The sequence below is a fragment of the Planosporangium flavigriseum genome (genome assembly GCF_011947225.1).
Taxonomy (GTDB): Bacteria; Actinomycetota; Actinomycetes; order Mycobacteriales; family Micromonosporaceae; genus Planosporangium; species Planosporangium flavigriseum.
The window spans coordinates 423,661-444,137 of record NZ_JAATVW010000002.1 but is presented as its reverse complement, the minus strand read 5'-3'; the positions used below and the strand labels follow the sequence as shown (position 1 = coordinate 444,137).

Here is a 20,477-nt window from a genome sequence, read left to right as displayed (position 1 = left end):
GGCGGGTCAGCCTTGCCGTGTCATCGGCTCGTACGACGTCGGTCTAGGAGGGGGTTAAGGCCCGTGCGGAACATCATGTGGACGATCGCCGCCACGGTGGCAGCGGCGGCGATCGCGCTCGGCGTGGTGGAGGTGATGCATCGAGTCGCCCGCCGGCTCGGTAGACGCTCGCTGCTGGCGGCAGGGCTGTACGAACACTCGCATCGGGCATTACAGACAGTCGCGGTCCTGGTCGCCGTCCGGATCGCCGTTCAGGCGACCACCGGTCTCGGCGGGGATCCGCGATGGCGCCAGATCACGCTGCACGTCATCGGCCTCGCCATGATCGCCGCTTCGGCCTGGCTGGTGGCCTCCCTCCTGCTGGTGGCCCAGGACCGGGCGCTGAACCGGTTCCGCATGGACGTGCCGAACAACCGCCAGGCGCGACGCATCCACACCCAGGTCGTCATCCTCCGCCGGCTCACCGTTGCGGTGATCTTCGTCTTGACTCTGGGTGTCATGCTCATGACTTTCCCCAGCGTGCGGGGGATCGGTGCGAGCGTGCTCGCCTCCGCCGGGGTCATCGGTGCCGTCGCCGCGCTGGCCGCCCAGAGCGTCCTGGGCAACGTGATCGCCGGGCTGCAGCTGGCGTTCGGCGGGGCGGTCCGGCTCGACGACGTGGTCGTCGTCGAGGGGGAGTGGGGCCGCATCGAAGAAATCACCCTCAGCTATGTGGTCGTGCACATCTGGGACGACCGTCGGTTGATCCTGCCCACCTTGTACTTCACCACCAAGCCGTTCCAGAACTGGACCCGTACGCAGTCGGCGGTGCTGGGCGCCGTGGAGTTCGATGTCGACTGGTCGGTGCCGGTGCAGGCCATGCGCGAAGAGCTGCGCCGGTTCATCGAAGGCACCGGGCTGTGGGACGAGCGGGCCTGCGCGCTGCAGGTCACCGACGCGACCGGCGGGATGGTGCGACTGCGGGCCCTGGTAAGCGCCGCCGACGCGGGCAGCCTGTGGGACCTGCGGTGCCTGGTCCGCGAGCACCTGGTCGAGTGGGTGCGCGACCAGCGGCCGACCGCCCTGCCGCGCATGCGCGCCGAGGTGGGCGAGGGCAATGGCGCGTTCGGGTCGAAGGGGCTCAGGCGGTGGCTGGGCGATCGCGCCAGTGACGGCGGGGGCGGCGACTCCGAGGATGCCCGCGTTTTCAGCGGCAGCGACGACGGTAAGGCCCGTGGCGAGGCCTTCGGCTCGCGGGAAGAGCGCGCCAAGGCGGGTACGCGCAACTAGCCGCTCAGCCGACAGATCACGAAGGCCGTCAGGGGGGGAGAGACCGTCATGACGGCCTTCGTGCTGTCGTGCGGTTTAGAGGCGCTGGCCGGTCACGGCGTGGAAGGCGTGGTGGTGACCCGCGCGCGGCTTGACATAGACCGTGTCGCCCAGGCTCGGCGCGCGCCGGGGGTCGGCGCGGACGACGAACCGCTCGTCCTGGCCTTCAAGCGCGACCGTGCCGTAGACGTACGCGTCGGAGCCCAGCTCCTCGACCAGATCGACGTGGATCGGCATGCCGCCGTCTTCGGGGCCAACCAGATCGGTGTCCTCCGGTCGGAAACCGACCTGCACGTGCAGGCTGCCGCCGTCGGCCGCCGCAGCCTCGGTCTGGTCCCGGTCCAGCGGCAGGACCATGTCGGCGAACGTGGCGCCACCCTCGACGAGCGGAACGGTTTTGATGTTCATAGCGGGGGAGCCGATGAAGCCGGCGACGAAGACGTTGGCCGGCCGGTCGTAGAGCGCCCGAGGGGTGTCCACCTGCTGAAGTACGCCGTCGAGCATGACCGCCACCCGGTGACCCATTGTCATGGCCTCGATCTGGTCGTGCGTGACGTAAACCGTGGTGATGCCCAGTTCGGCCTGCAGCGTCGCGATCTGCGAACGGGTCTGTACACGCAGCTTGGCATCCAGATTGGACAGCGGCTCGTCCATGAGGAAGACCTGGGGCTCGCGTACGATCGCGCGACCCATCGCGACCCGCTGGCGCTGGCCACCCGACAGGGCCTTCGGCTTGCGGCCGAGGAACTCCTCAAGCTGCAGCATCGCGGCTGCCTTCTGCACCCGCTGGTCGATCTCGTGCTTGGGCGTCTTGCGCAGCTTCAGGGCGAACGCCATGTTCTCGTACACCGTCATGTGCGGGTACAGGGCGTAGTTCTGGAAGACCATCGCGATGTCGCGTGCCTTCGGCGGGAGGTTCGTGACGTCGCGGTCCTCGATGTAGATCGCGCCCTCGTCGACCTCCTCGAGACCGGCGAGCATCCGCAGGCTGGTGGACTTACCACAGCCCGACGGGCCTACGAGGACGAGGAACTCCCCGTCGCCGATTTCGAGATCGAGACTGTCAACAGCGGGGCGGCTGGTGCCCGGGTAGATCCGGGTCGCCTTGTCGTACCTGACCGTAGCCATGACGAAGTAATTCCTTTCACCGGCAGGAACGTGCCGGACGATCCGAGTAAAAGGCGTTAGTGACGTGGGTCACCAGATCTGCACAACGTAGATGGATTTTGATTTCTTGCCAAGATGCGCGTCTGGTTGGGGTGACTAAGGGGCGGTTTGGCGCTGCCGGGGTCCGGGTTCGGGGGTGTTCGGTGCTGCCGCGTCGGCCGCGTACCATCTCAGAAGTACCTACACGGGTACGTCCGCCGACGTGGCGCAATTGGTAGCGCACCCGACTTGTAATCGGAAGGTTGCGGGTTCAAGTCCCGCCGTCGGCTCAAGCCCCACCTGCTAAAACTCTGCCCTGAAGATCATTTTGGGTAAGGTCCCGAGCGCGAAACCCATGTGGCGCTGGCTCGTGCGGATGTCGGGGTGTCTTGTGCGACAGCCGCTGCGGGACCTCGCTCCCCTGCCTGGTGGTCGCGTCGGTATCCGGTTACCGAGCGCCAATCGCATCAACGCGGGTCTCTGTGGTGGTCCGCCGACGCATCCATGTCCTCGAAGCCGACACGGGGAAATTTAGGGCAAATGCCATCTAAGGTGGCCGAAACGTAATAGCATGGGGTCTCCAGCAGCCTCAAGGAGCGGTGGACGCGACTGCGCAGCGAGGCGGCGGCGATCTTGGGCGTAGTGGTGCGGTCGGGTGTCGACTGTGCGCCCTGCGGCTCGTGGTGTCTTTTCATCCCGCCTGCTCGCTGCCCGGTCGAACATCCTCGATCAGAAAGGCGTCCGGTTGAACAAACGGACTTCACTGCTACGGAACTGCACAGCGGGCGTTGTCGCACTCGTCAGCATCTCCGTTGCAGCCGTCATGAACGCGTCGCCGGCCTCGGCCAAGGGACCGGATGTGCCTGGCAACGGTGGCTCCGCGCATGCGGGAGTGGACCCGGCGACTGGGGTAAGCGCCGCCGACCCCCGCTTTTCAGCCGCAGCCGCCCCCGCGGGGTACCCCGTGACGGGTATCGACGTTTCTAGTTGGCAAGGAAACGTCGACTGGAACCAGGTCGCGGCCGCTGGCGCGAAATTCGCGTACGTCAAAGCCACAGAGGGCACCTCGTACGTCAACCCCTACTTCAACAGTCAGTACAACGGAGCGAAAAGCGCTGGCCTGTACGTCGGCGCCTACGTGTTCGCGCGGCCGGACTCTCCGGACAGTGTCGCGCAGGCGGACTTCTTTATCGATCATTCCCAGTTCGCTTATGACGGCAAGACCCTTCCGTTGATGCTCGACCTGGAGTGGCCGTACAAGAACAGCGCGGGTAACTACGTCGCGCCGTACCCGTGTTGGGGTCTCTCGCCAAGCGCGATGGTCTCCTGGATCCGTAGTTTCGTGACCCGAATCTGGCAGCGAACGGGAAAACAGACGCTGATCTACACCAATACGAACTGGTGGAATCCGTGCACAGGCAGCAACAGTTCGTTTGGTGACCAGCTTCTCTTCATCGCGCACTACAGCAGCACGCCCCCCAGCACATTGCCGGCTGGATGGCCGAGGTGGACCATCTGGCAGTACAGCTCCAGCGGTTCACTCCCCGGCGACCAGAACGTCTTCAATGGGTCTCTTGCTGACCTTGCCGCACTTGCCGCGCAGCCCGCACCGAAGTTTACGACCAGCGGTGACTTCAACGGCGACGGCAAGGCCGACCTTGCGTTCTTCTATGACTATGGAAATAACTACGTCTCACTGTGGACGATGACCGCGCGAAGTACGGGCGGCTTCGACCCGCCCGTACTTCGCTGGTACTCCCCGTACTGGGGGGCTAATAACACCAAGTTCATGGCTTCGAGGGACTTCAACGGCGACGGTAAGGCCGACATCGGGCTGTTCTACCACTACGGCGGCAACCATGTCTCGTTCTGGACGTTCAGCGCCAACGCCAACGGTGATGGTGGCTTCTCCGGGCCGGATCTGCGCTGGGACGGTCCCTATTGGGGTCCGAGTACGAAGTTCATGGCGATGGGGGACTTCAACGGTGACGGTAAGGGCGATGTCGGGCTGTTCTACTACTACGGCAACCGTGTCGCCTTGTGGACGCTGAGCGCCAATGCCAGCGGTGATGGTGGCTTCTCCGGGCCGGCCATGCGCTGGGACTCCCCTTACTGGGGTCCGAATACGACGTTCATGGCGTCGGGGGACTTCAACGGTGACCTTAAGGCCGACATCGGGCTGTTCTACTCTTACGGCGGCAACCGTGTCGCCTTGTGGACGTTGAGCGCCAATGCCAGCGGTGATGGGGGCTTCGCCGGGCCGGTCATGCGCTGGGACAACCCTTACTGGGGTCCTAACACCAGTTTCATGACCTCGGGGAACGCCGACGGTGACGGTAAGGCCGACATCGGGCTGTTCTACTCTTACGGCGGCAACCGTGTCGGAGTGTGGACGTTGAGCGCCAATGCCAGCGGTGATGGTGGCTTCTCCGGGCCGGTCCTGCGCTGGGACAACCCTCATTGGGGCCCTTACACCAGGTCCATGGCCATGGGGAACTACACGGGCGCGACGAGAGATGACGTTGCGCTTCTCTTCGACTACGGTCGTGGCCACGTAGGGCTGTGGGCCTTGAGCCCCGATGCCGCGAGTGGCTACAACCCACCTGTATCCCAGTGGGACAGCGCCGGCTAGCGCGGCGGAGCTGACGGACGGAAGACGGGGGTACCGCCCATCCCAGGGCGGTACCCCCGTTTGCGTCTCCGAGGAGCGTGTCCGCAACTCATCGAACACGCCTGGCGGCACAGGGCATTGAAAGCGGCACAGGGCACCGAAACGAGTGGTGAGCGCCCACGCGCGGATGAGGGTTGAGCCTCGGCGCAAGCGCCAACGTAGTTGCGCTATGTCCTACTGGTTGAGGGTGCTCTCGGGGCCCATCACGATCCGCGGCTGGGCCGCCGGGTCCAGCCAGCCCATCAGCCACCGAAGGCTCGCCTCGTCGACGGCCACGCACCCGGCAGTGGCGCCGGCGACCGGCAGGTGCACGAAGAACGCGCTGCCCTCACCGGGGGTGTGGTTGGGGTTGACGTTCATCCAGAGCGCCAGCCGGTAGGTGGGGACGTTCAGCTGCTCGGCAGAGGCCCACCTGCCGTCGGCGGGCGCGCTCTGCCAGGTGTCGTAGTACGCCGAGTTCGGATCGTCGACCCACACCGAATCGGAGGTCACGGTCCGCCACGTCATCTTTGTGTCCGGGTTAGCTGTCCCGAACGCCAGCGGCACGGTGAACACGCCGATCGGCGTGTTCGGTACGCCTTCCTTGTGGCTCCAACTGAACCCGCCCGAACCGATCCTGGCTGGCGCCGGTCCCAACACCCGGTGCCAGCCACCGTTCGAGGTTCGCTGATACGCCGACAGTGTGGCGTACGTGGTGCTCGCCGAGGCGGCGTCCACCACGATGGCCTGCCGGCTGCCGGCAGGAACCTTGGTCATCAACCACTTCGGGCCCTCGTTGACCGGCGCGGGGGAGGGGGCCGCCGGTGCCCCGGTCGTCCTGGGGGCCGTTGCGGTGGCCGGTCGCGCCGGAGATCGTGACGGGGTTGGCGACGGGGAGGGCGACCGGGACGCCGATGGAGACGCCGACGGGGATGTCGAGCTCGCGGCCGCTGTCGGCGACGGAGTGTTCGAGGAGGCGACCAGTGCGGCCGGGGCGGCTTCCCTGTTCCGGTGCCCACCCGACGAGCACGCCCCGACTGACAACAACCCGACCAACCAGAACACCGTCAATGCCCGCCGCACGACTGAGAAGCCTAACCAACTGAGGCCATTTATTAAACGGTGTAACTAAATCGATTCCCCAGATGGTCAGGCGGCCGGCCGGGCGCTCCTCGGCCGGCCGCCTGAGTCCGAGCTATGGCAGGGCGACGAACTGCTTGAGGAAGTTTCGGGCGCTGTCGCTGTCGGTCCGGTATGCCACGTTGGTGGCGTAGCAGGGGCTGTCGCCGGTGATCGTGGTGCCGGCGAGGACGAGCTTGCCGTCGAGGGTGACGAAGTTCGGGCCGCCGGAGTCGCCGTAGCAGGCGCCGCCGAGGTCGCGGCTCTCGTTCATGGCCAGGCGGACCCAGGTCTTGTTGAGGGCGTTGAAGTCGAGCGTCGCCTTCATCCGCACGCCGCCGCCGGGGTGGGTCTGCCCGCCGGGTCCGTTCACCGCCTCCTGGGTGCCGTACCCCATGACCTGCCACTGCGCGGCGTCGAGCGCCCGCGAGCCGAGCTCGGAGAGTTGGTTGTCGCGGGGCAGCTGGGCGGGCGTGAAGGTCCACCGCTTCGCTAGTTCGGCGGCCTGGGCCTTGTCGAACGTGATGACCGCGATGTCGTGGGCGTCCGCCGAGTTGCCGGGGTAGGCCGCGTCCCAGTGCGGGCTGCCCTCGACGGCGACCCGCTGGGCGATCTGCTCCGGCGTTCCGCCGAGCTTGTTCGACGCGTCGATCGCGGCCTGCGTGTTCTGGTCCAGGGAGACGTAGAACTTGATGCCGGCCGGCCAGTCGGTGGTGCAGTGGGCGGCGGTGAGGAAGACGTCCCTGGAGATCATTGTGCCCGAGCAGACCCACCGGACGGCATCGGGCGTGGCGGGGTTGTTGTCACGGTCGTACTGGACGACGAGCGACCCGACCTCGGTCCGCTCGGGCGCGAGCGCAGCGTTGTACGAGTTGATCGCCGAGGCGGGCGCGGCCATGGTGAGCATGGACGCGACGGACGCGGCGGTGAGCGATGCGAAGAGAGCTGTCCGGCGCAAGTCTTCCTCCACCCAGTGGTGCTGGTGTCGCGTGTGTTTGTAGCGGATCACATGGATCGAAGGAATGGAAGACGTCAATGAAACGCCGGTCGATCAGTTGCTCCCAGGAGATTGATCGAAGTACTTATATGGTTGGATGGTAAATCGTGGATGCGGCGCTGATTCTCGTGCTACTGGTCGCGGTGTTGGGGTTCTCGCTCTCGCTGTCGGCGCTCGCCAAGGAGGAGTCGAGAAGGACGAGGCGGCTGGCCGTGATCGAGCGCAGGCTCCAGCTGGTCATGGATCATCTCGGCGTCGTGGACAAGCAGCCGGAGCTGCCCGAGGTGGTGCGCGAACTGGAGGCCGGCCGCAAGATCCAAGCCATCAAGGCGTACCGGGATGCGACCGGCGCCGGCCTCAAGGAGGCCAAGGACGCCGTCGAGGCGCTGGCCAGGAGCCGCGGCCTAGCGTGACGTCAGGCAAAGTCCCCTGGGGTGAACTCCTTCGGCTCCACGAGGACCAGCCAGTTACCTGCGTTGTCGCGCATGACGGCCTCGACGCCGTACGGGCGGTCCGACGGCTCCTGCAGGAACGTCACGCCCTTGGCGGTCGAGGCAGTACACGGTGACCAGCGAGATGTCCGTAATCATGGGGAGAACGCGCCCGGCGGAGGTGGGGGAGCAGGTCAACCGGCACCGTCCGGGTCGCCTTGCCAGCCACCCGGTGAGGATACGAAGCACGACCGTCTCACTCGCTCACGAACCCTCCTGGCCGGCCTGTCTGCGTAGCTGCTCCATGACGACTTCCATGCGCGCTCTCGTGTCCAGCTTTACCTGCTTCTCCTGCGCTAGCAGGCGTGGTGGGCAGGGGTGCCGGAATCCGCACCGGCAGCGCCACGGCCGCCACTTCTGTCGCCGGTGTCGCCGGAGCATGTCGCTGATGTCGCGCTGGTCCACTGCCGGGCCTTCCCTGTGCGCCGGAGGATCCAGAACTGAACGGAGGGTCCGGGGCGGAAGTGGTTCGCCCCCGGGGAGTTGCGTATGAGCTGGGGTGATGGCTGCAACGGCCGGGGGGCTCCAACCCCGGACCCGAATGGAAACCTCGCCGTACCTCTGCCTGCCGAGCTGGGGAGTTGACGTGCCCGTCCGATACGACTACCGCGCGATCATGGAAGACATTCAGGGCAAGGTGGCCCGAAGCGAGTGGCCGGCCGGATTCAAGCTGCCGACCCCGCGTGAACTCGCCGCGCAGTACGGCGTAAGCGCTGCCACCATCCGCAAAGTGACCGACAATCTGCAGCTGCTCGGTGTTCTAGAAGGGCATCAAGGCGTCGGGGTATTCGTCACCGAGCGCGACTAGCCCCGATTAGCCGGCCACGTCAGGTAGGACACACCGCCAGGCGCCGGGCACGACTCGCCACTCGCGCCGTCGTACCGGGCCGTTCAGTTCCCCGTCTGCGTTGACGTGGAATGGGCTGCCGCTGATCGTCGCGGTGGTGCCGGAGAGGTTAATGACGTCGGAGCGCTCCGGATGGCGGCCGCGCAGCAGCGCCAGGGAGTACCCGAGGCGTGCGAGCCGACCGGTCGCCAGTGACACGGTGATCTCTATCTGCCCGTCGGTCGGGTCGGCGCCGGGGCCAAGCTGCGCGGAGCCGCCCGCGATCGATGGCGCGTTCGACAGCCCGGCCATCAGTACCTTGCGCTTGCCGCTCGTTACCAGCTTGCCGTCCACCTCGATCCGCAGCCGCCAGCCGTCGACCGAGAAACCGGCCGCGATCGCGCCGAGCGGGAAGGCTGCCGTACGCAGGCGGCGTTTCCAGGGCCGCGCCAGCATCGCGGCTTCGGCGCCCGCGCCGACGTGGACGGCGTTGACGGTCACCCCGTCGGTGTCGTCGACGATGAGGTCGACGGGTCGGGGCTGGCCGGTGCGGACCAGGCGGGCGGCCTCGCGGTGGTCGAGGGGGATGCCGACCCCGCGGGCGAAGTCGTTGCCGGTACCCAGTGGCACCAGGCCGACCGTGCAGTCGGCAGCTTCGCCGCGCCGCCACAGGTGCCTGAGCAGAGTGTGTAGGGAACCATCGCCGCCGACGACCACCACCGTGCGGCCTGCCCGCCGGTCCAGCAACGATTCCAGGTCGGAATCCTGGCGGCAGGTGATCACCTCGACCGCGGACTCTCCGCCGAGTTCGGCGGTGACCTCGTTGACGGCCTCCGCTTCGGTACGCCCTGCGAGTTCGTTCGTGACAACCAGCATGAACTCTCCCCTGTACGGTGCGACGCCGGATTGGCCAGCTAACCCGTGTGCTGTCCAATCCGAAGGGCGTGGATAGGGTCGGCGCAGCCTCCGGATGGGGTGCCCCTACTCGGAAATGTCTAAACGGGGGATCAATGCGCCCCGGCTCGGCCAGGGCCTATGACGCATTGTGGGCGGCAAGATGCGAAGTGGGCAATCGCCATATCGAAAAGTCACGACCGGATTACAACGTCGAATCGCCTAGTGACAAAGATGGCCGCCCTTGCGGAAGGATGCGGACCAACGTGCCCTATGCCCAGGGCAGCGTTCCCCCCGGAGGAAAAACGTGAGTCGAAGTCGCACATGGGGTCGGCGGTTCTCCGCTGGCCTCTTCGCGTCAGTGCTGGCGACAGGTGCCATTTCACTGGCGGGCGTCGCCACCGCGAACGCCGACCCGTCCACACAGTCCGATGCGCCTAAGGCTACCGCCGACAAGTTGGGCTCGCACGACGAGCAGTTGCTCGCCCAGGCGGAGGCAAAGGGTGAGCAGCAGGTCACGGTCATGGTGGCCACCGACAAGGGCAAGGCCAAGAATGTCGCGTCCGACCTGAAGAAGCTCGGTGGCAAGGTCGCCAAGGAGGAGGCCGACGGCTACGTGCGGGCCACCCTGCCGACCTCGGCCGTGCGGAAGGCTGCGAAGGTCCCCGGCATCGTGGCGGTCGGCCTCAATGAGTCGATCCCGCTGCCGAAGACTGACCCCGAGTCGCGGCCCGCGGACGCGAGCGCGAAGCAGTCTCCCGTGACCGGCCCGGGCAAGGACACGCCGGCCGCGAACCCCTACATGCCGACGAACGAGACCGGCGCCGTCGCCTTCGTGAAGGCGCACCCCAAGTGGGATGGCCGCGGCGTGACGATCGGCATCATGGACTCCGGCGTCGACCTGGACCACCCGTCGCTGCAGAAGACCTCGACGGGTGAAGACAAGATCGTTGACTGGTTCACCGCCACGGATCCCATCGCCGATGACGACGGTACCTGGCTGAAGATGGACCAGTCGTTCGCCGCCGCTGGCGCTGGCTGGAAGCTCCCGGCGGGGGCGAACCCCGCCGACTACAGGTTTGCCCAGTTCGACGAGTCGATCGCCGTGGGCGAGGTGGGTGGTGACGTCAATCGCGACGGCGACACCGCCGACAGGTTCGGCATTCTCTACGACCCGGCGACCGGCGACATCCGTGTCGACGCCAACCAGAACAACGACTTCAGCGACGACCCGGTGATGCGGCCATTCAAGGAGAAGCGCGACATCGGCCACTTCGGCACCGACCGCGCGGACACCGCGGTGCGCGACCAGATGCCGTTCGTCGTCGAGTACCGCAAGCACGTCGACCTCACGCCGGGCAACGAGAAGGACGACGCCTTCGCCGACTTCGTCAACATCGGCATCGTCGAGGCGCAGCACGGCACGCACGTCGCGGGTATCACCGCGGCGTACAACATGCTCGGCAACCCGAACTTCAACGGCGCCGCCCCCGGTGCCAAGATCGTGTCCGCCCGCGCCTGCTCCTGGGATGGCGGCTGCACCGCAGTCGCGTTGTACGAGGGCATGCGGGAACTCGTGCTCAACCGCCACGTCGACGTCGTCAACATGTCGATCGGCGGCCTGCCGGCGCTCAACGACGGCAGCAACGCCCGCGCTGTTCTGTACAACCGGCTCATCAACGACAACGGCGTTCAGATGTTCATCTCGGCCGGCAACTCCGGCCCGGGCGTGAACACCGTCGGCGACCCGTCGGTGGCCACCGACGTGGTCAGCGTCGCCGCGTCCGTCAGCAAGGACACCTGGCTGGCGAACTACGGCTCGGTCGTGCGCAAGGCCAACAACCTGTTCAACTTCTCCTCGCGCGGTCCGCGCGAGGACGGCGGTTTCAAGCCGAACATCGCCGCCCCCGGTTCGGCGATTTCGACCACGCCGCTGTGGCAGCCCGGTGGCCCGGTCGCCCAGGCCGGCTACCAGCTGCCGCCGGGCTACTCGATGCTCAACGGCACCTCGATGGCCTCTCCGCAGGCGACCGGTGCGGCAGCGCTGCTGCTGTCGGCGGCCTTCGCGAACCACAAGGGCGTCACTCCGGCGGCCATGCGGCGGGCGATCTACACGTCGGCGAAGCCGATCGCGGACGTCCCGGTGCACGCGCAGGGCAACGGCATGTTCGACGTCAACGGCGCATGGGACCTGCTCAAGGGCAAGCCGATCGAGACCAACAGCTTCACGATTGACGCGCCGGTCTGCACCGAGCTGTCCGGCTTCCTGGCCACCCCCAACCGGGGTACCGGCATCTACAACCGGTGCGCCGCTGGCAAGGGCGGCCAGAAGGCCGGTCAGGACAAGAGGTACCGGATCAAGCTGACCCGTACGAGCGGTCCGAACAAGGAGATCAAGCACAACCTCCGCTGGGTCGGCAACGACGGCACGTTCAAGTCGGACCGGTCGATCGACCTGCCGCTGAACAAGACCGTGACGATCGAGATCGAGGCCGAGGCCGGCGCCGGCGTGCACAGCGCCAAGCTGGTGGTCGACGACCCGAAGACGGCCGTCGCGGACTTCGAGATCCTCAACACCGTCGTTGTCGGAAACGAGACCAAGGCGCCGACGTACTCCTTCGCGACCTCGGGATCCGTCGACCGCAACTCGTTCAAGTCCTTCTTCGTCACGGTGCCGGCGGGTGCGGCGGCGCTGCAGGTGAACCTGTCGGGCATCGCGACCGGATCGCAGACGCGGTTCATCGCGTTCGACCCGTACGGCGTTCCGGTCGAGAGCACCTCGAGCCTCGCCTGCTACACCAACTTCTCCACGGACGGCTGCAACCCGCAGGAGCGGGACTACCAGAACCCGACGCCGGGCGTCTGGGAGATCGAGGTCGAGTCCCGCCGTACCTCGCCGGTGCTGAACAACCCGTTCCAGCTGGCCGCTCAGGTCCAGGGTGTGACGGTGGACCCGGCGGTGTTCCACATCGCGAACGCCACCCGCGGCCAGTCGACCGCGGCCACCTGGACCGCGAAGAACAACTTCGGGCCGGTCAACGTGACCGGCAAGGGCGGCCCGCTCGGCAGCGCGTTCAGCTCCACCCCGACCATCGCCAACCACGAGAACAAGCAGGTTCGGATCCAGGTCCCGGCGAACGCGACGAGGCTCGACGTCTCGATCGGCAACTCCAGCGACAAGGCCGCTGACCTCGACCTCGCCCTGTTCCACCTCACGCCCAACGGTGCCGTTCTGGTCGGGCAGTCCGCCGACGGTGACTCGGAGGAGGCGGTTTCGCTGGTCAACCCGGCGGCTGGCACGTACGTAGCCTTGATCATCGGCTACGCGGTTCCAGCCGGTACGACGACGTACGACTACCGCGACGTGTTCTACTCGCCCGCCTTCGGCTCGGTGGACGTGCCGAACACGCCGGTGGTTCTCGCCAACGGCGCCACCACCACCATCACCGGCACAGTCACGGCCAACGTGGCTCCCACCACCGGCCGCCAGCTGTTCGGTGAGATGACGGTCGTGACAGACCAGGGTGCGGTCATCGGCCGCGGCAACGTCCAGATCGACAGCGTCAGCGCCAGCTGACAAGCCGATACCGTCAGCTGACGCGTCAGCGCTAGTACGGGCGGAGCCCGTCCCCGGACCGGGGACGGGCTCCGCCCGTTTTGTGGCTCAGGCCGGCTTGGCGGTCTCGACGACGAAGGGGGTGCCCTGCTGGCAGGTGGTCATCAGGTCCTTCTGCACCCGGCCGGTGACCGTGACCCGGGTGCCGCTGCGGAGCTGCTCCCGTGGGCCGCCGACGAGCAGGTACCCGTCGAGCAGCAGACAGTTCGCCTCCACGCCCGGCGTGATCGTGCCGGTCAGCGTCATGGCGCCGCTCGAGTTGGCTCCGGCGTCGCCGGGCAGGGTCGGCGTCGGCTTGCCGCCCGGTGGCGTCACGGACGGCCCCTGGCCGGAGGCGGACGGGTTGGGCTGCGCGCTTGAATTCGTCACCGAGGGTCCTCCGGACTCGTTGGCGGGCGTGGTCGTCCCACTTCCGGCGCAGCCGGCGAGCGCTCCGCACGCGAGTATTATGGACAGGACAAACCGCATTCTTTTCACGCCGGCTTTGACGTGGCCGGGGTCGCGTTCGTTCCCTGATCGGAAGAAAAGCGCAGGCCGGAACCGGTGCTCGGACGCCGATGACCGGGCTAAGGACAACTTAGGTTTGATTTCATCGACCTCTATGTCTGCGAGGTGGCCCGCAGAACAGGTCACTGCCTAGGTTGACCGGATGCGCCATGACTCCGACGACGAGCCAACGGTCGCGGGCATCCGGCCCACGCCCGAGCGCCGTAAATCGGGTCGGGGCCGGCACGCCCGGCGGTCCAGGGTCCGGCCCTGGATTTCGGCGGTAATGGCGTCGTCCGTGGTGCTCACGATCGGTGTGCTGGCCATCAACACGTTCGTCCGCCCGGTCGGCCTGGCCGCCGCCGATCCGGGATCGCTGGTCCTGACCGACGCTGAGCGGGCCGCTGCCGACCAGGCGTCGCGTGAGTTCGCGCGACCCGATCCGACGCCGTCGACGCCCGCGTTGCCTGCGGTGGGCCTGTTGGTTCCACCGCAGGGTGGCGCCGCGCAGGCGGCTGCGGCGCTGCCGGCCACGCGCGCGCCGGTCGCCGGCCTGAACCAGGACCAGATGGACCACGCGGTCGTCATCGTCGAGGTCGGCAAGCGGATGAACCTGCCCAAGCGGGCAAGCGTGGTCGCGCTCGTCACCGTTCTGCAGGAGACCCGCCTGCGCAACCTCGCCAACAAGCGGGTGCCCCAGTCGCTGGACATTCCGAACGAGGGGGTGGGCTCCGACTTCGACTCGGTCGGCCTGTTCCAGCAGCGTCCGAGCCAGGGCTGGGGCACGGCCGCCGAGTTGATGGACCCGGCGACCGCCGCCGGCCGTTTCTACGCCCGGCTGGCCAAGGTGCCCGGGTGGGAGAAGAAGAGCGTCGGGGACGCCGCCCAGGCGGTGCAGCGATCGGCGTTTCCGAACGCGTACGCCCAGCATCAGCCGCAGGCGCAGAAGATCGTCGACGCCATCTTCTGAGCGTCGCGGGTGCTGTCCGACGTTGTCCGACACTGTCCGACCGTCACTCTCGGACAGTCGCAGTGAGACGGTACGCCGAGCGCGTGTGAACGCCGCAGAGATCGTTTGCGTGTTACCAGACGGGTGGCTGGCCTGGTGCTGCCCGCCGGACCGAACGCAAAGGAGATCAGCCAGATGGCCGTACCGCGCACGCTCGCCCGGATCGCCCTCGTCGTCGTGGCGCCGCTGCTGGGAACCGGCCTCGTGACGCTGCCGGCCCAGGCCCATGGTGCGCTGGACAACCCGGTCAGCCGGGTGGTGGCGTGCGGTCTGGACGCCGGTCAGAACGCCCGGTCGGCCGCGTGCAAGGCCGCGGTCGCCATCAGCGGAGCACTGGCGTTCACGCAGTGGGACAACCTGCGCGTCGCCAACGTCGGTGGCCGGGACCGAGAGGTGATCCCGGACGGCAAGCTGTGCAGCGGAGGACTCCCGGCGTACAAGGGGCTTGATCTGGCCCGCGCCGACTGGCCGGCGACCCGGCTGACCGCCGGGGCGAGCTTCCGGTTCACGTACCGGGAGACGATCCCGCACAAGGGCATCTTCCGGCTGTACGTGACGAAGGACGGCTACGACCCGACCAGGCCGCTCAGGTGGAGCGACCTGGAGTCGAAGCCGTTCCTCACGGCTACCGACCCGGCGCTGACGAACGGCGCGTACGTCATGCGGGGCGTGCTGCCGGCCGGCAAGACCGGCCGCCACCTGATCTACACCATTTGGCAGAACTCCAGTACCCCGGACACGTACTACTCGTGCTCCGACGTGGTATTCGATGGCGCGGCCGGCACCGAGGCCCATACCTCGGCACCGACGAGTGCGGCCCCGGCAACCGGTGCGGCGCCGCAAGCGACGACGGCGCCGGCTCGCGCGGTCACCCTGACCCCGGCCAGCAGCGCTAGCAGCGCGCTTCCGCTGACCGTGGGCGGTGCGGCGGTACTCGCCGCCGTCGTCGGGGCCGCCGGCTTCCTGCTGCGGCGCCGTAGGGGCGCGTCGGATGCCCTGTCAGGTGAGTAGCCCCGGTGGCGGCTTGGGGGAGTCCCTGGCGTCGGCGTCCCGCATCGGCTGCGCGCCGGCGATGAACCGGTCGAGATCCTCGCCGTGCAGCAGTCGGGCGGGGAACGGGTCCCGCCGGCCCGCAGTGGCCAGCCGGTCGACCGGCAGGGCGGCTGGTCGCATCGCGGCGGCGAGCACCACGTTGCCGTACCGTCGCCCGCGCAGCGTGCCGGCCTCGGCGATGACGCAGACGTCGGGGAACGCCGTCCGCAGCGTGGCGGCCTGGATCCGGGAGAACGCCAGCGGCGGCATGTCGGCGACGTTGACCGCGTAGATGCCGTCCGGCCGCAGGATCCGGGCGATGTGCGCGACGAACTCCACGCTGGAGACCGCGCTCGGCATCTGCGCCCCCCGGTAGACATCGCCGATGACCAGGTCGAAGGAGGCGTCACGGATGGTCTCCACGGCCGCGCGGGCGTCGGCTACGCGTACCCGTAGATCCGCGTCGCGGGGCAGTGGCAGGACGCGCCGCACGAGGGCGACCAGCGCGGCGTCGCGCTCGACGACCCGCTGGCGGGACCTGGGGCGGGTCGCCGCGAGATAGCGGGGCAGGGTGAGCGCGCCGCCGCCGAGGTGCAGCACGCGCAGTGGCGAGCCGGCCGGTGCGGCGGTGTCGATCACCGATGCGAGCCGGCGCATGTACTCGAACTCCAGGTACCTCGGGTCGGCCAGGCTGACATGGGACTGCGGCACCCCGTCGACCAGCAGCGTCCAGCCTCCCGGCCGGTCGCGGTCGGGCACCAGCGCGGCCATGCCGAGGTCGACCTCTTCGACGATGCTGGCCGGCCCGCGCCTCGATGTCTTCACCACGACTGCTTCACCACGGCACCCACCGTATCCAGCGGGAACGCACTCTCCGTAACGGCGGTCAGACCACGACCGTGGGTAGCTCGACCGCCTCCAGGGCGGCGATGGCCGAGCCGCGTGCTCCGGCCATGTCGAGATCGGGTACGAGGGCGAACGTCGCCACCGCCGCCTGCTCGGCTCGCAGCGCCGTGTGCTCGCGTACCTTCGCCAGGAACCAGTCGCGGAAATCCGGTGCGGCCTCGACGACCCCGCCGCCCACGAAGTACGCGTGCGGGTCGGTGAAGTTTGCCGCGATTGTGAACAGGCGCCCGATGGCCATCGCCTGCTGCTCGAAGATCTTGAGCGCGAGCGGGTCGCCCGCCTCGCCGTAGGAGCGAACGAGCTTCGCCGCCTTGTTCAGCGACTCGACCTTGCTCAGGGGGTGGTTGTCGAACCGGGTCAGCCAGTACGGCAGAAGGTTCTTCTCGATGCCGGTCAGCGACGCGATGCTCTCGACGTCGCCCACGAAGCCGCAGTTGCAGACCGGCATCGGCTGGCCCTCTTCGAGCAGGCCGTGCAGCGGGATGTGGACGTGGCCGAGCTCGCCGGCCATTCCGGCGGCCCCGCCGATCACCCGCCCGCCCTCGACCACGCCACCACCGAGGCCGGTGCCCACGATCGCCGACACCGAGGAGTACGCCGCCGCCCGCGCGCCGAAGTGCACGTGATGGGCGTACAGCGCCGCGGCGTTGCCGTCGTTGTGGTAGATGACGGGCAGGCCCAGTCGGGCCTCGAGCGCGGCCCGGATGTCGAACCCGCGCCAGGCCGGTTGCGAGAAGTTGGTCGAGCCTTTCGAGGAGATGACGCCGGTGGCGCTCGCCGGGCCGGGCGTGTCGAGGCCCACGGCGGCGACCGCCTTCCTGGGCGTACCCGTTTCCGCCAGGACGTGCTCCAACGCGTGCACAAGGGCGTCGACGGCGATCTCCGGGCCCTGCTGGACCATGCTCGGCGTCTCGCACAGCCGGTCCACCAGGAACCGCCCGGTCGCGTCGAGCACCGTGGCGTTGTTGCAGTTGCCGCCGCTGTCGAGGCCGACGACAACGGGGCGGTCCAAGGGACTCATGACGTTTTCCTTATTTCCAAAAATCGACGGGGCGTAGATCAGCGCTTCGGATCAGGCCTATCGTGCCGCCGGGAAGGCACCCTGTACAGGGCGCTCGATCAGTCCGGCGCGGGGTCTCGGTAGGAGGCTATTGCTCCTGCCCACATGTCGAGCTAGCCTTGAGTAGCTCCTGGGATGCCGGCTAGAGCTGCCGCCCCAGGAATTCCTTCGATCACCCATCATCGCACGGCGCCTTTTGTTGTAACGGTGATCATGCCGGTCAGTCCGGTGCTCCAGTGGGTTCAACGACCAATTCCCTGACCCGGCGCCCATGGGAGTTCACCTCCGCTCGGACCGCCAGGCGCCGACCCACATCTCCCAGCTCAGCCACATCTTCAGGAGGATCGGCATGAGCACAGCCCAATCGTCACGACGGCGGCACGCGAACCCGGCTCCCGCCGAGCACCGCGCAGAAGTTCCGGTGGCCGGGATCGTCGACGTCGTCGACCACCACGGCTTCATCCGCACCTCCGGTTACCTTCCCGAGCCCGACGACGTGTACGTGTCGGCGGCTCAGCTCACGCGGTACGGCCTGCGCCGCGGTGACGAGGTGACCGGAGTCGCTCAGTCCGCCGAGGTTGACATGTTGGCGGTTGAACCGGGCGGAAAGCGACAGAATGGAAACCGCCCGCAGAACAGGAAACCGCAGAACCGCGGTAAGTACAGCCCGCTGGTGCGGTTGGACACGATCAACGGCGTGGACCCGCAAGCGGCGCGTCGCCGGCCGGAGTTCTACAAGCTGACGCCGCTGTACCCGCAGGAGCGGCTGCGGTTGGAGACCGAGCCGCACATCCTCACGACGCGGGTCATCGACCTGGTGATGCCGATCGGCAAGGGCCAGCGGGCGCTGATCGTCTCGCCGCCGAAGGCGGGTAAGACGATGGTGCTGCAGTCGATCGCGAACGCGATCACTCACAACAACCCGGAGTGCCACCTGATGGTGGTACTGGTCGACGAGCGCCCCGAAGAGGTCACCGACATGCAGCGGTCGGTGAAGGGCGAGGTCATCGCCTCGACGTTCGACCGGCCCCCGACCGATCACATGGCCCTCGCGGAGTTGGCGATCGAGCGGGCCAAGCGCCTGGTCGAACGGGGTCACGACGTGGTCGTACTGCTGGACTCGATCACCCGCCTGGGCCGGGCGTACAACCTCGGCGCCAAGGTCAGCGGCCGGACCCTGTCCGGCGGCATCGACTCCACCGCGCTGCAGCCGCCCAAGCAGCTGCTCGGCGCTGCTCGCAACATCGAGAACGGCGGCTCGCTCACGATCATCGCCACCGCCCTCGTCGAGACCGGCTCCGCCGGCGACACACTGATCTTCGAGGAGTACAAGAGCACGGGTAACGCCGAGCTCAAGCTCGACCGCAGGATCGCCGACAAGCGGGTGTTCCCGGCCGTCGACATCGACGGGTCCGGTACCCGCAGGGAAGAGGTCCTGCTCGCGCCGGACGAACTCGCCATCGTGCGCAAGCTGCGCAAGGCCCTGCACGCACTCGACTCCCAGCAGGCGGTCGAGCAGCTACTCGACCAGCTCAAGAAGACCCGGACGAATGTCGAGTTCCTGATGCACCTGGCACGGTCGGGCTCCAATCGAGCCGCCTAGCGAGCCGTCAACCGGCCTTCGCGAGTGCGTCCTCGACCCATTTCCGCAGCATGGCCGCTGGCGCGGCGCCGGCCTGACGCGCGATCACCTGGCCGTTGCGCATCAGGATGAGCGTCGGCACCGCCTGGATCGTGAACCGCTGGGCGGTCTTCGGTGACTTGTCCACGTCGACCTTGACCAGTTTCACTCGGCCAGCCATCTCGCTGGCGACCTTCTCGAGCGCTGGGGTGATCATCCGGCACGGACCGCACCATGCGGCCCACATGTCGACGATGACCGGGATCGAGGCCTGCTCGACCACCTCGGCGAACGTGTCGTCGTCGGCGTCCACGATCCACGGCAGCGGGTTGTGGCACTTGCCGCAGCGCGGCACACCGTTCGCCGCCGCCGGTATCCGGTTCTTGGCGCCGCAGTGCTCGCACTGGACGACGGTGCTGGTCATGGTCTTCATGGGGGCGCTCCTTCAGAGCACTTCGAGTGGCCGCGGCCCCGATGGCGGCGGGAACGCGCGATCGAGAGCGGCAAGGTCGGACTCGGTGAGCTGGATGTCGTACGCGGCGCGGTTGCTCACCACGTGCTCAGGGGTGGAGGCCTTGGGGATCGTGACGACTCCGTCGTGGCGCAGCACCCACGCCAGTGCGATCTGGGCGGGGGTCGCGTCATGCTCGTCGGCGACGGACCGGAGGACCGGCTGGTCGACCATCCTGCCGTGGTCGAACGGCGAGTACGCCATGATCGGGAGCCCGACCTCCTGGCACTTCGGTAGCAGGTCCCACTCGATGCCGCGGTGGGCGAGGTTGTAGTAGACCTGGTCGGCCTCGACGGCGGCACCGCCGGGGGCCCGTGTGAGCTGGATCAGGTCGTCCAGGTCGAAGTTGCTGACCCCCCAGTGCCGGATCATGCCGCTCAACATCAGGTCGGTGAAGGCCGCAACGGTCTCGTCGAGGGGCACCGGACCGCGCCAGTGCAGCAGGTACATGTCCAGCCGGTCGGTACGCAGCCGGCGCAGGCTCCGTTCGCAGGCAGCCTTCGTTCCCGACCGAGTGGCGTTCTGCGGCAGCACCTTGTCGACCAGGAAGATCTCATCCCGGCGATCAGCGAGCGCCTCCCCGATCAGCGTCTCCGCACCACCGTCGGCGTACATCTCGGCGGTATCGACCAACGTCAGCCCAAGATCGACGCCGAGTCGTAACGCGGCGATCTCGTTGCTGGTGCGCAACGGGTTCTCGGCCATGCCCCAGGTGCCCTGGCCGAGCACCGGTATCGGTTCCGCCGACGGGAGAGTGACCGTGCGGATGGCGGTTGCCGTCGTCATCTGCACCCTCCGCAAAGGG

General features: G+C 67.7%; 17 protein-coding genes, 1 tRNA gene and 1 pseudogene. 9 read left to right on the top strand and 10 right to left on the bottom strand.

All coding sequences use genetic code 11. The annotated features are described in order from the left end of the window. Positions 1-63: 63 nt before the first annotated feature. Entirely contained in the window at positions 64-1,269 is a 1,206-nt protein-coding gene (locus tag HC028_RS04890; RefSeq protein ID WP_168073253.1) for a mechanosensitive ion channel family protein, read from the top strand. Positions 1,270-1,344: 75 nt separating this feature from the next. Here the strand turns inward: HC028_RS04890 and HC028_RS04885 are convergent, their stop codons facing one another. After that, on the bottom strand, positions 1,345-2,436 hold the full coding sequence (locus HC028_RS04885) for an ABC transporter ATP-binding protein (protein ID WP_168073251.1): 1,092 nt from the start codon (positions 2,434-2,436) through the stop codon (positions 1,345-1,347). 235 nt (positions 2,437-2,671) lie between these two features. Between HC028_RS04885 and HC028_RS04880 the strand changes: the two genes are divergently transcribed. Together HC028_RS04880 and HC028_RS04875 are read left to right on the top strand one after the other, a co-directional pair. Beyond that, positions 2,672-2,744, top strand: a tRNA-Thr gene (locus HC028_RS04880). A 674-nt stretch (positions 2,745-3,418) separates the two neighbouring features. Further along, the gene (locus HC028_RS04875; protein WP_239075676.1) at positions 3,419-5,086 is read left to right on the top strand and encodes a GH25 family lysozyme; all 1,668 of its coding nucleotides are present in this window, start codon (positions 3,419-3,421) and stop codon (positions 5,084-5,086) included. 213 nt (positions 5,087-5,299) lie between these two features. On the opposite strand, the gene HC028_RS04870 is transcribed toward HC028_RS04875, so the two are convergent. Then, positions 5,300-5,881 (bottom strand): L,D-transpeptidase family protein, encoded by a 582-nt coding sequence (locus HC028_RS04870; RefSeq protein ID WP_168073247.1) that lies wholly within the window; start codon positions 5,879-5,881, stop codon positions 5,300-5,302. Positions 5,882-6,299: 418 nt separating this feature from the next. Beyond that, the gene (locus HC028_RS04865; protein WP_203981532.1) at positions 6,300-7,193 is read right to left on the bottom strand and encodes a trypsin-like serine protease; all 894 of its coding nucleotides are present in this window, start codon (positions 7,191-7,193) and stop codon (positions 6,300-6,302) included. 134 nt (positions 7,194-7,327) lie between these two features. On the opposite strand from HC028_RS04865, the gene HC028_RS28375 reads away from it, so the two are divergent. Beyond that, the gene (locus tag HC028_RS28375) at positions 7,328-7,633 is read left to right on the top strand and encodes a ribosomal protein L7/L12 (protein ID WP_168073245.1); all 306 of its coding nucleotides are present in this window, start codon (positions 7,328-7,330) and stop codon (positions 7,631-7,633) included. Between the two features lie 2 nt (positions 7,634-7,635). Here the strand turns inward: HC028_RS28375 and HC028_RS28065 are convergent, their stop codons facing one another. Continuing rightward, entirely contained in the window at positions 7,636-7,758 is a 123-nt protein-coding gene (locus HC028_RS28065; protein WP_275408276.1) for a VOC family protein, read from the bottom strand. 539 nt (positions 7,759-8,297) lie between these two features. On the opposite strand from HC028_RS28065, the gene HC028_RS04850 reads away from it, so the two are divergent. Continuing rightward, positions 8,298-8,519 (top strand): GntR family transcriptional regulator, encoded by a 222-nt coding sequence (locus HC028_RS04850; RefSeq protein ID WP_168073243.1) that lies wholly within the window; start codon positions 8,298-8,300, stop codon positions 8,517-8,519. A gap of 6 nt (positions 8,520-8,525) precedes the next feature. Here HC028_RS04850 and HC028_RS04845 read toward each other — a convergent pair whose 3' ends face one another. Next, positions 8,526-9,413 carry a diacylglycerol/lipid kinase family protein gene (locus HC028_RS04845; RefSeq protein WP_168073241.1) on the bottom strand — a complete coding sequence of 296 codons (888 nt, stop codon included), beginning with the start codon at positions 9,411-9,413 and terminating at the stop codon, positions 8,526-8,528. A gap of 325 nt (positions 9,414-9,738) precedes the next feature. Between HC028_RS04845 and HC028_RS04840 the strand changes: the two genes are divergently transcribed. After that, positions 9,739-13,008 carry a S8 family serine peptidase gene (locus HC028_RS04840; RefSeq protein WP_168073239.1) on the top strand — a complete coding sequence of 1,090 codons (3,270 nt, stop codon included), beginning with the start codon at positions 9,739-9,741 and terminating at the stop codon, positions 13,006-13,008. 87 nt (positions 13,009-13,095) lie between these two features. Here HC028_RS04840 and HC028_RS04835 read toward each other — a convergent pair whose 3' ends face one another. Then, positions 13,096-13,416 (bottom strand): hypothetical protein, encoded by a 321-nt coding sequence (locus HC028_RS04835; protein ID WP_373314006.1) that lies wholly within the window; start codon positions 13,414-13,416, stop codon positions 13,096-13,098. 280 nt (positions 13,417-13,696) lie between these two features. On the opposite strand from HC028_RS04835, the gene HC028_RS04830 reads away from it, so the two are divergent. Both HC028_RS04830 and HC028_RS04825 read left to right on the top strand, forming a co-directional pair. Next, positions 13,697-14,503 (top strand): hypothetical protein, encoded by an 807-nt coding sequence (locus tag HC028_RS04830; protein WP_168073235.1) that lies wholly within the window; start codon positions 13,697-13,699, stop codon positions 14,501-14,503. 174 nt (positions 14,504-14,677) lie between these two features. Next, complete coding sequence (locus HC028_RS04825) at positions 14,678-15,553, top strand: lytic polysaccharide monooxygenase auxiliary activity family 9 protein (protein WP_168073233.1); 876 nt, start codon at positions 14,678-14,680, stop codon at positions 15,551-15,553. On the opposite strand, the gene HC028_RS04820 is transcribed toward HC028_RS04825, so the two are convergent. Next, positions 15,542-16,345: a spermidine synthase gene (locus HC028_RS04820; RefSeq protein WP_168073434.1), complete on the bottom strand. Its 804-nt coding sequence runs from the start codon at positions 16,343-16,345 to the stop codon at positions 15,542-15,544. The genes HC028_RS04825 and HC028_RS04820 overlap by 12 nt on opposite strands. Before the next feature lie 115 nt (positions 16,346-16,460). Then, positions 16,461-17,501 carry an ROK family protein gene (locus HC028_RS04815; protein ID WP_168073231.1) on the bottom strand — a complete coding sequence of 347 codons (1,041 nt, stop codon included), beginning with the start codon at positions 17,499-17,501 and terminating at the stop codon, positions 16,461-16,463. Between the two features lie 448 nt (positions 17,502-17,949). On the opposite strand from HC028_RS04815, the pseudogene rho reads away from it, so the two are divergent. Next, positions 17,950-19,143, top strand: a pseudogene (gene rho / locus HC028_RS04810) (transcription termination factor Rho); the annotation flags it as partial. A 7-nt stretch (positions 19,144-19,150) separates the two neighbouring features. Here rho and trxA read toward each other — a convergent pair. Further along, the gene (trxA, locus tag HC028_RS04805; RefSeq protein ID WP_168073227.1) at positions 19,151-19,594 is read right to left on the bottom strand and encodes a thioredoxin; all 444 of its coding nucleotides are present in this window, start codon (positions 19,592-19,594) and stop codon (positions 19,151-19,153) included. 12 nt (positions 19,595-19,606) lie between these two features. Next, entirely contained in the window at positions 19,607-20,458 is an 852-nt protein-coding gene (locus HC028_RS04800) for an aldo/keto reductase (RefSeq protein WP_203981299.1), read from the bottom strand. Between the last annotated feature and the right edge of the window lie 19 nt (positions 20,459-20,477).

Coding starts and splice junctions, on each gene's coding strand:
- HC028_RS04885 (WP_168073251.1), bottom strand. CDS start 2,436: ATGGCTACGGTCAGGTACGACAAGGCGACCCGGATCTACCCGGGCACC.
- HC028_RS04870 (WP_168073247.1), bottom strand. CDS start 5,881: ATGACCAAGGTTCCTGCCGGCAGCCGGCAGGCCATCGTGGTGGACGCC.
- HC028_RS04845 (WP_168073241.1), bottom strand. CDS start 9,413: ATGCTGGTTGTCACGAACGAACTCGCAGGGCGTACCGAAGCGGAGGCC.
- HC028_RS04830 (WP_168073235.1), top strand. CDS start 13,697: ATGCGCCATGACTCCGACGACGAGCCAACGGTCGCGGGCATCCGGCCC.
- HC028_RS04825 (WP_168073233.1), top strand. CDS start 14,678: ATGGCCGTACCGCGCACGCTCGCCCGGATCGCCCTCGTCGTCGTGGCG.
- HC028_RS04820 (WP_168073434.1), bottom strand. CDS start 16,345: ATGGCCGCGCTGGTGCCCGACCGCGACCGGCCGGGAGGCTGGACGCTG.
- HC028_RS04815 (WP_168073231.1), bottom strand. CDS start 17,501: ATGAGTCCCTTGGACCGCCCCGTTGTCGTCGGCCTCGACAGCGGCGGC.
- trxA (WP_168073227.1), bottom strand. CDS start 19,594: ATGAAGACCATGACCAGCACCGTCGTCCAGTGCGAGCACTGCGGCGCC.
- HC028_RS04800 (WP_203981299.1), bottom strand. CDS start 20,458: ATGACGACGGCAACCGCCATCCGCACGGTCACTCTCCCGTCGGCGGAA.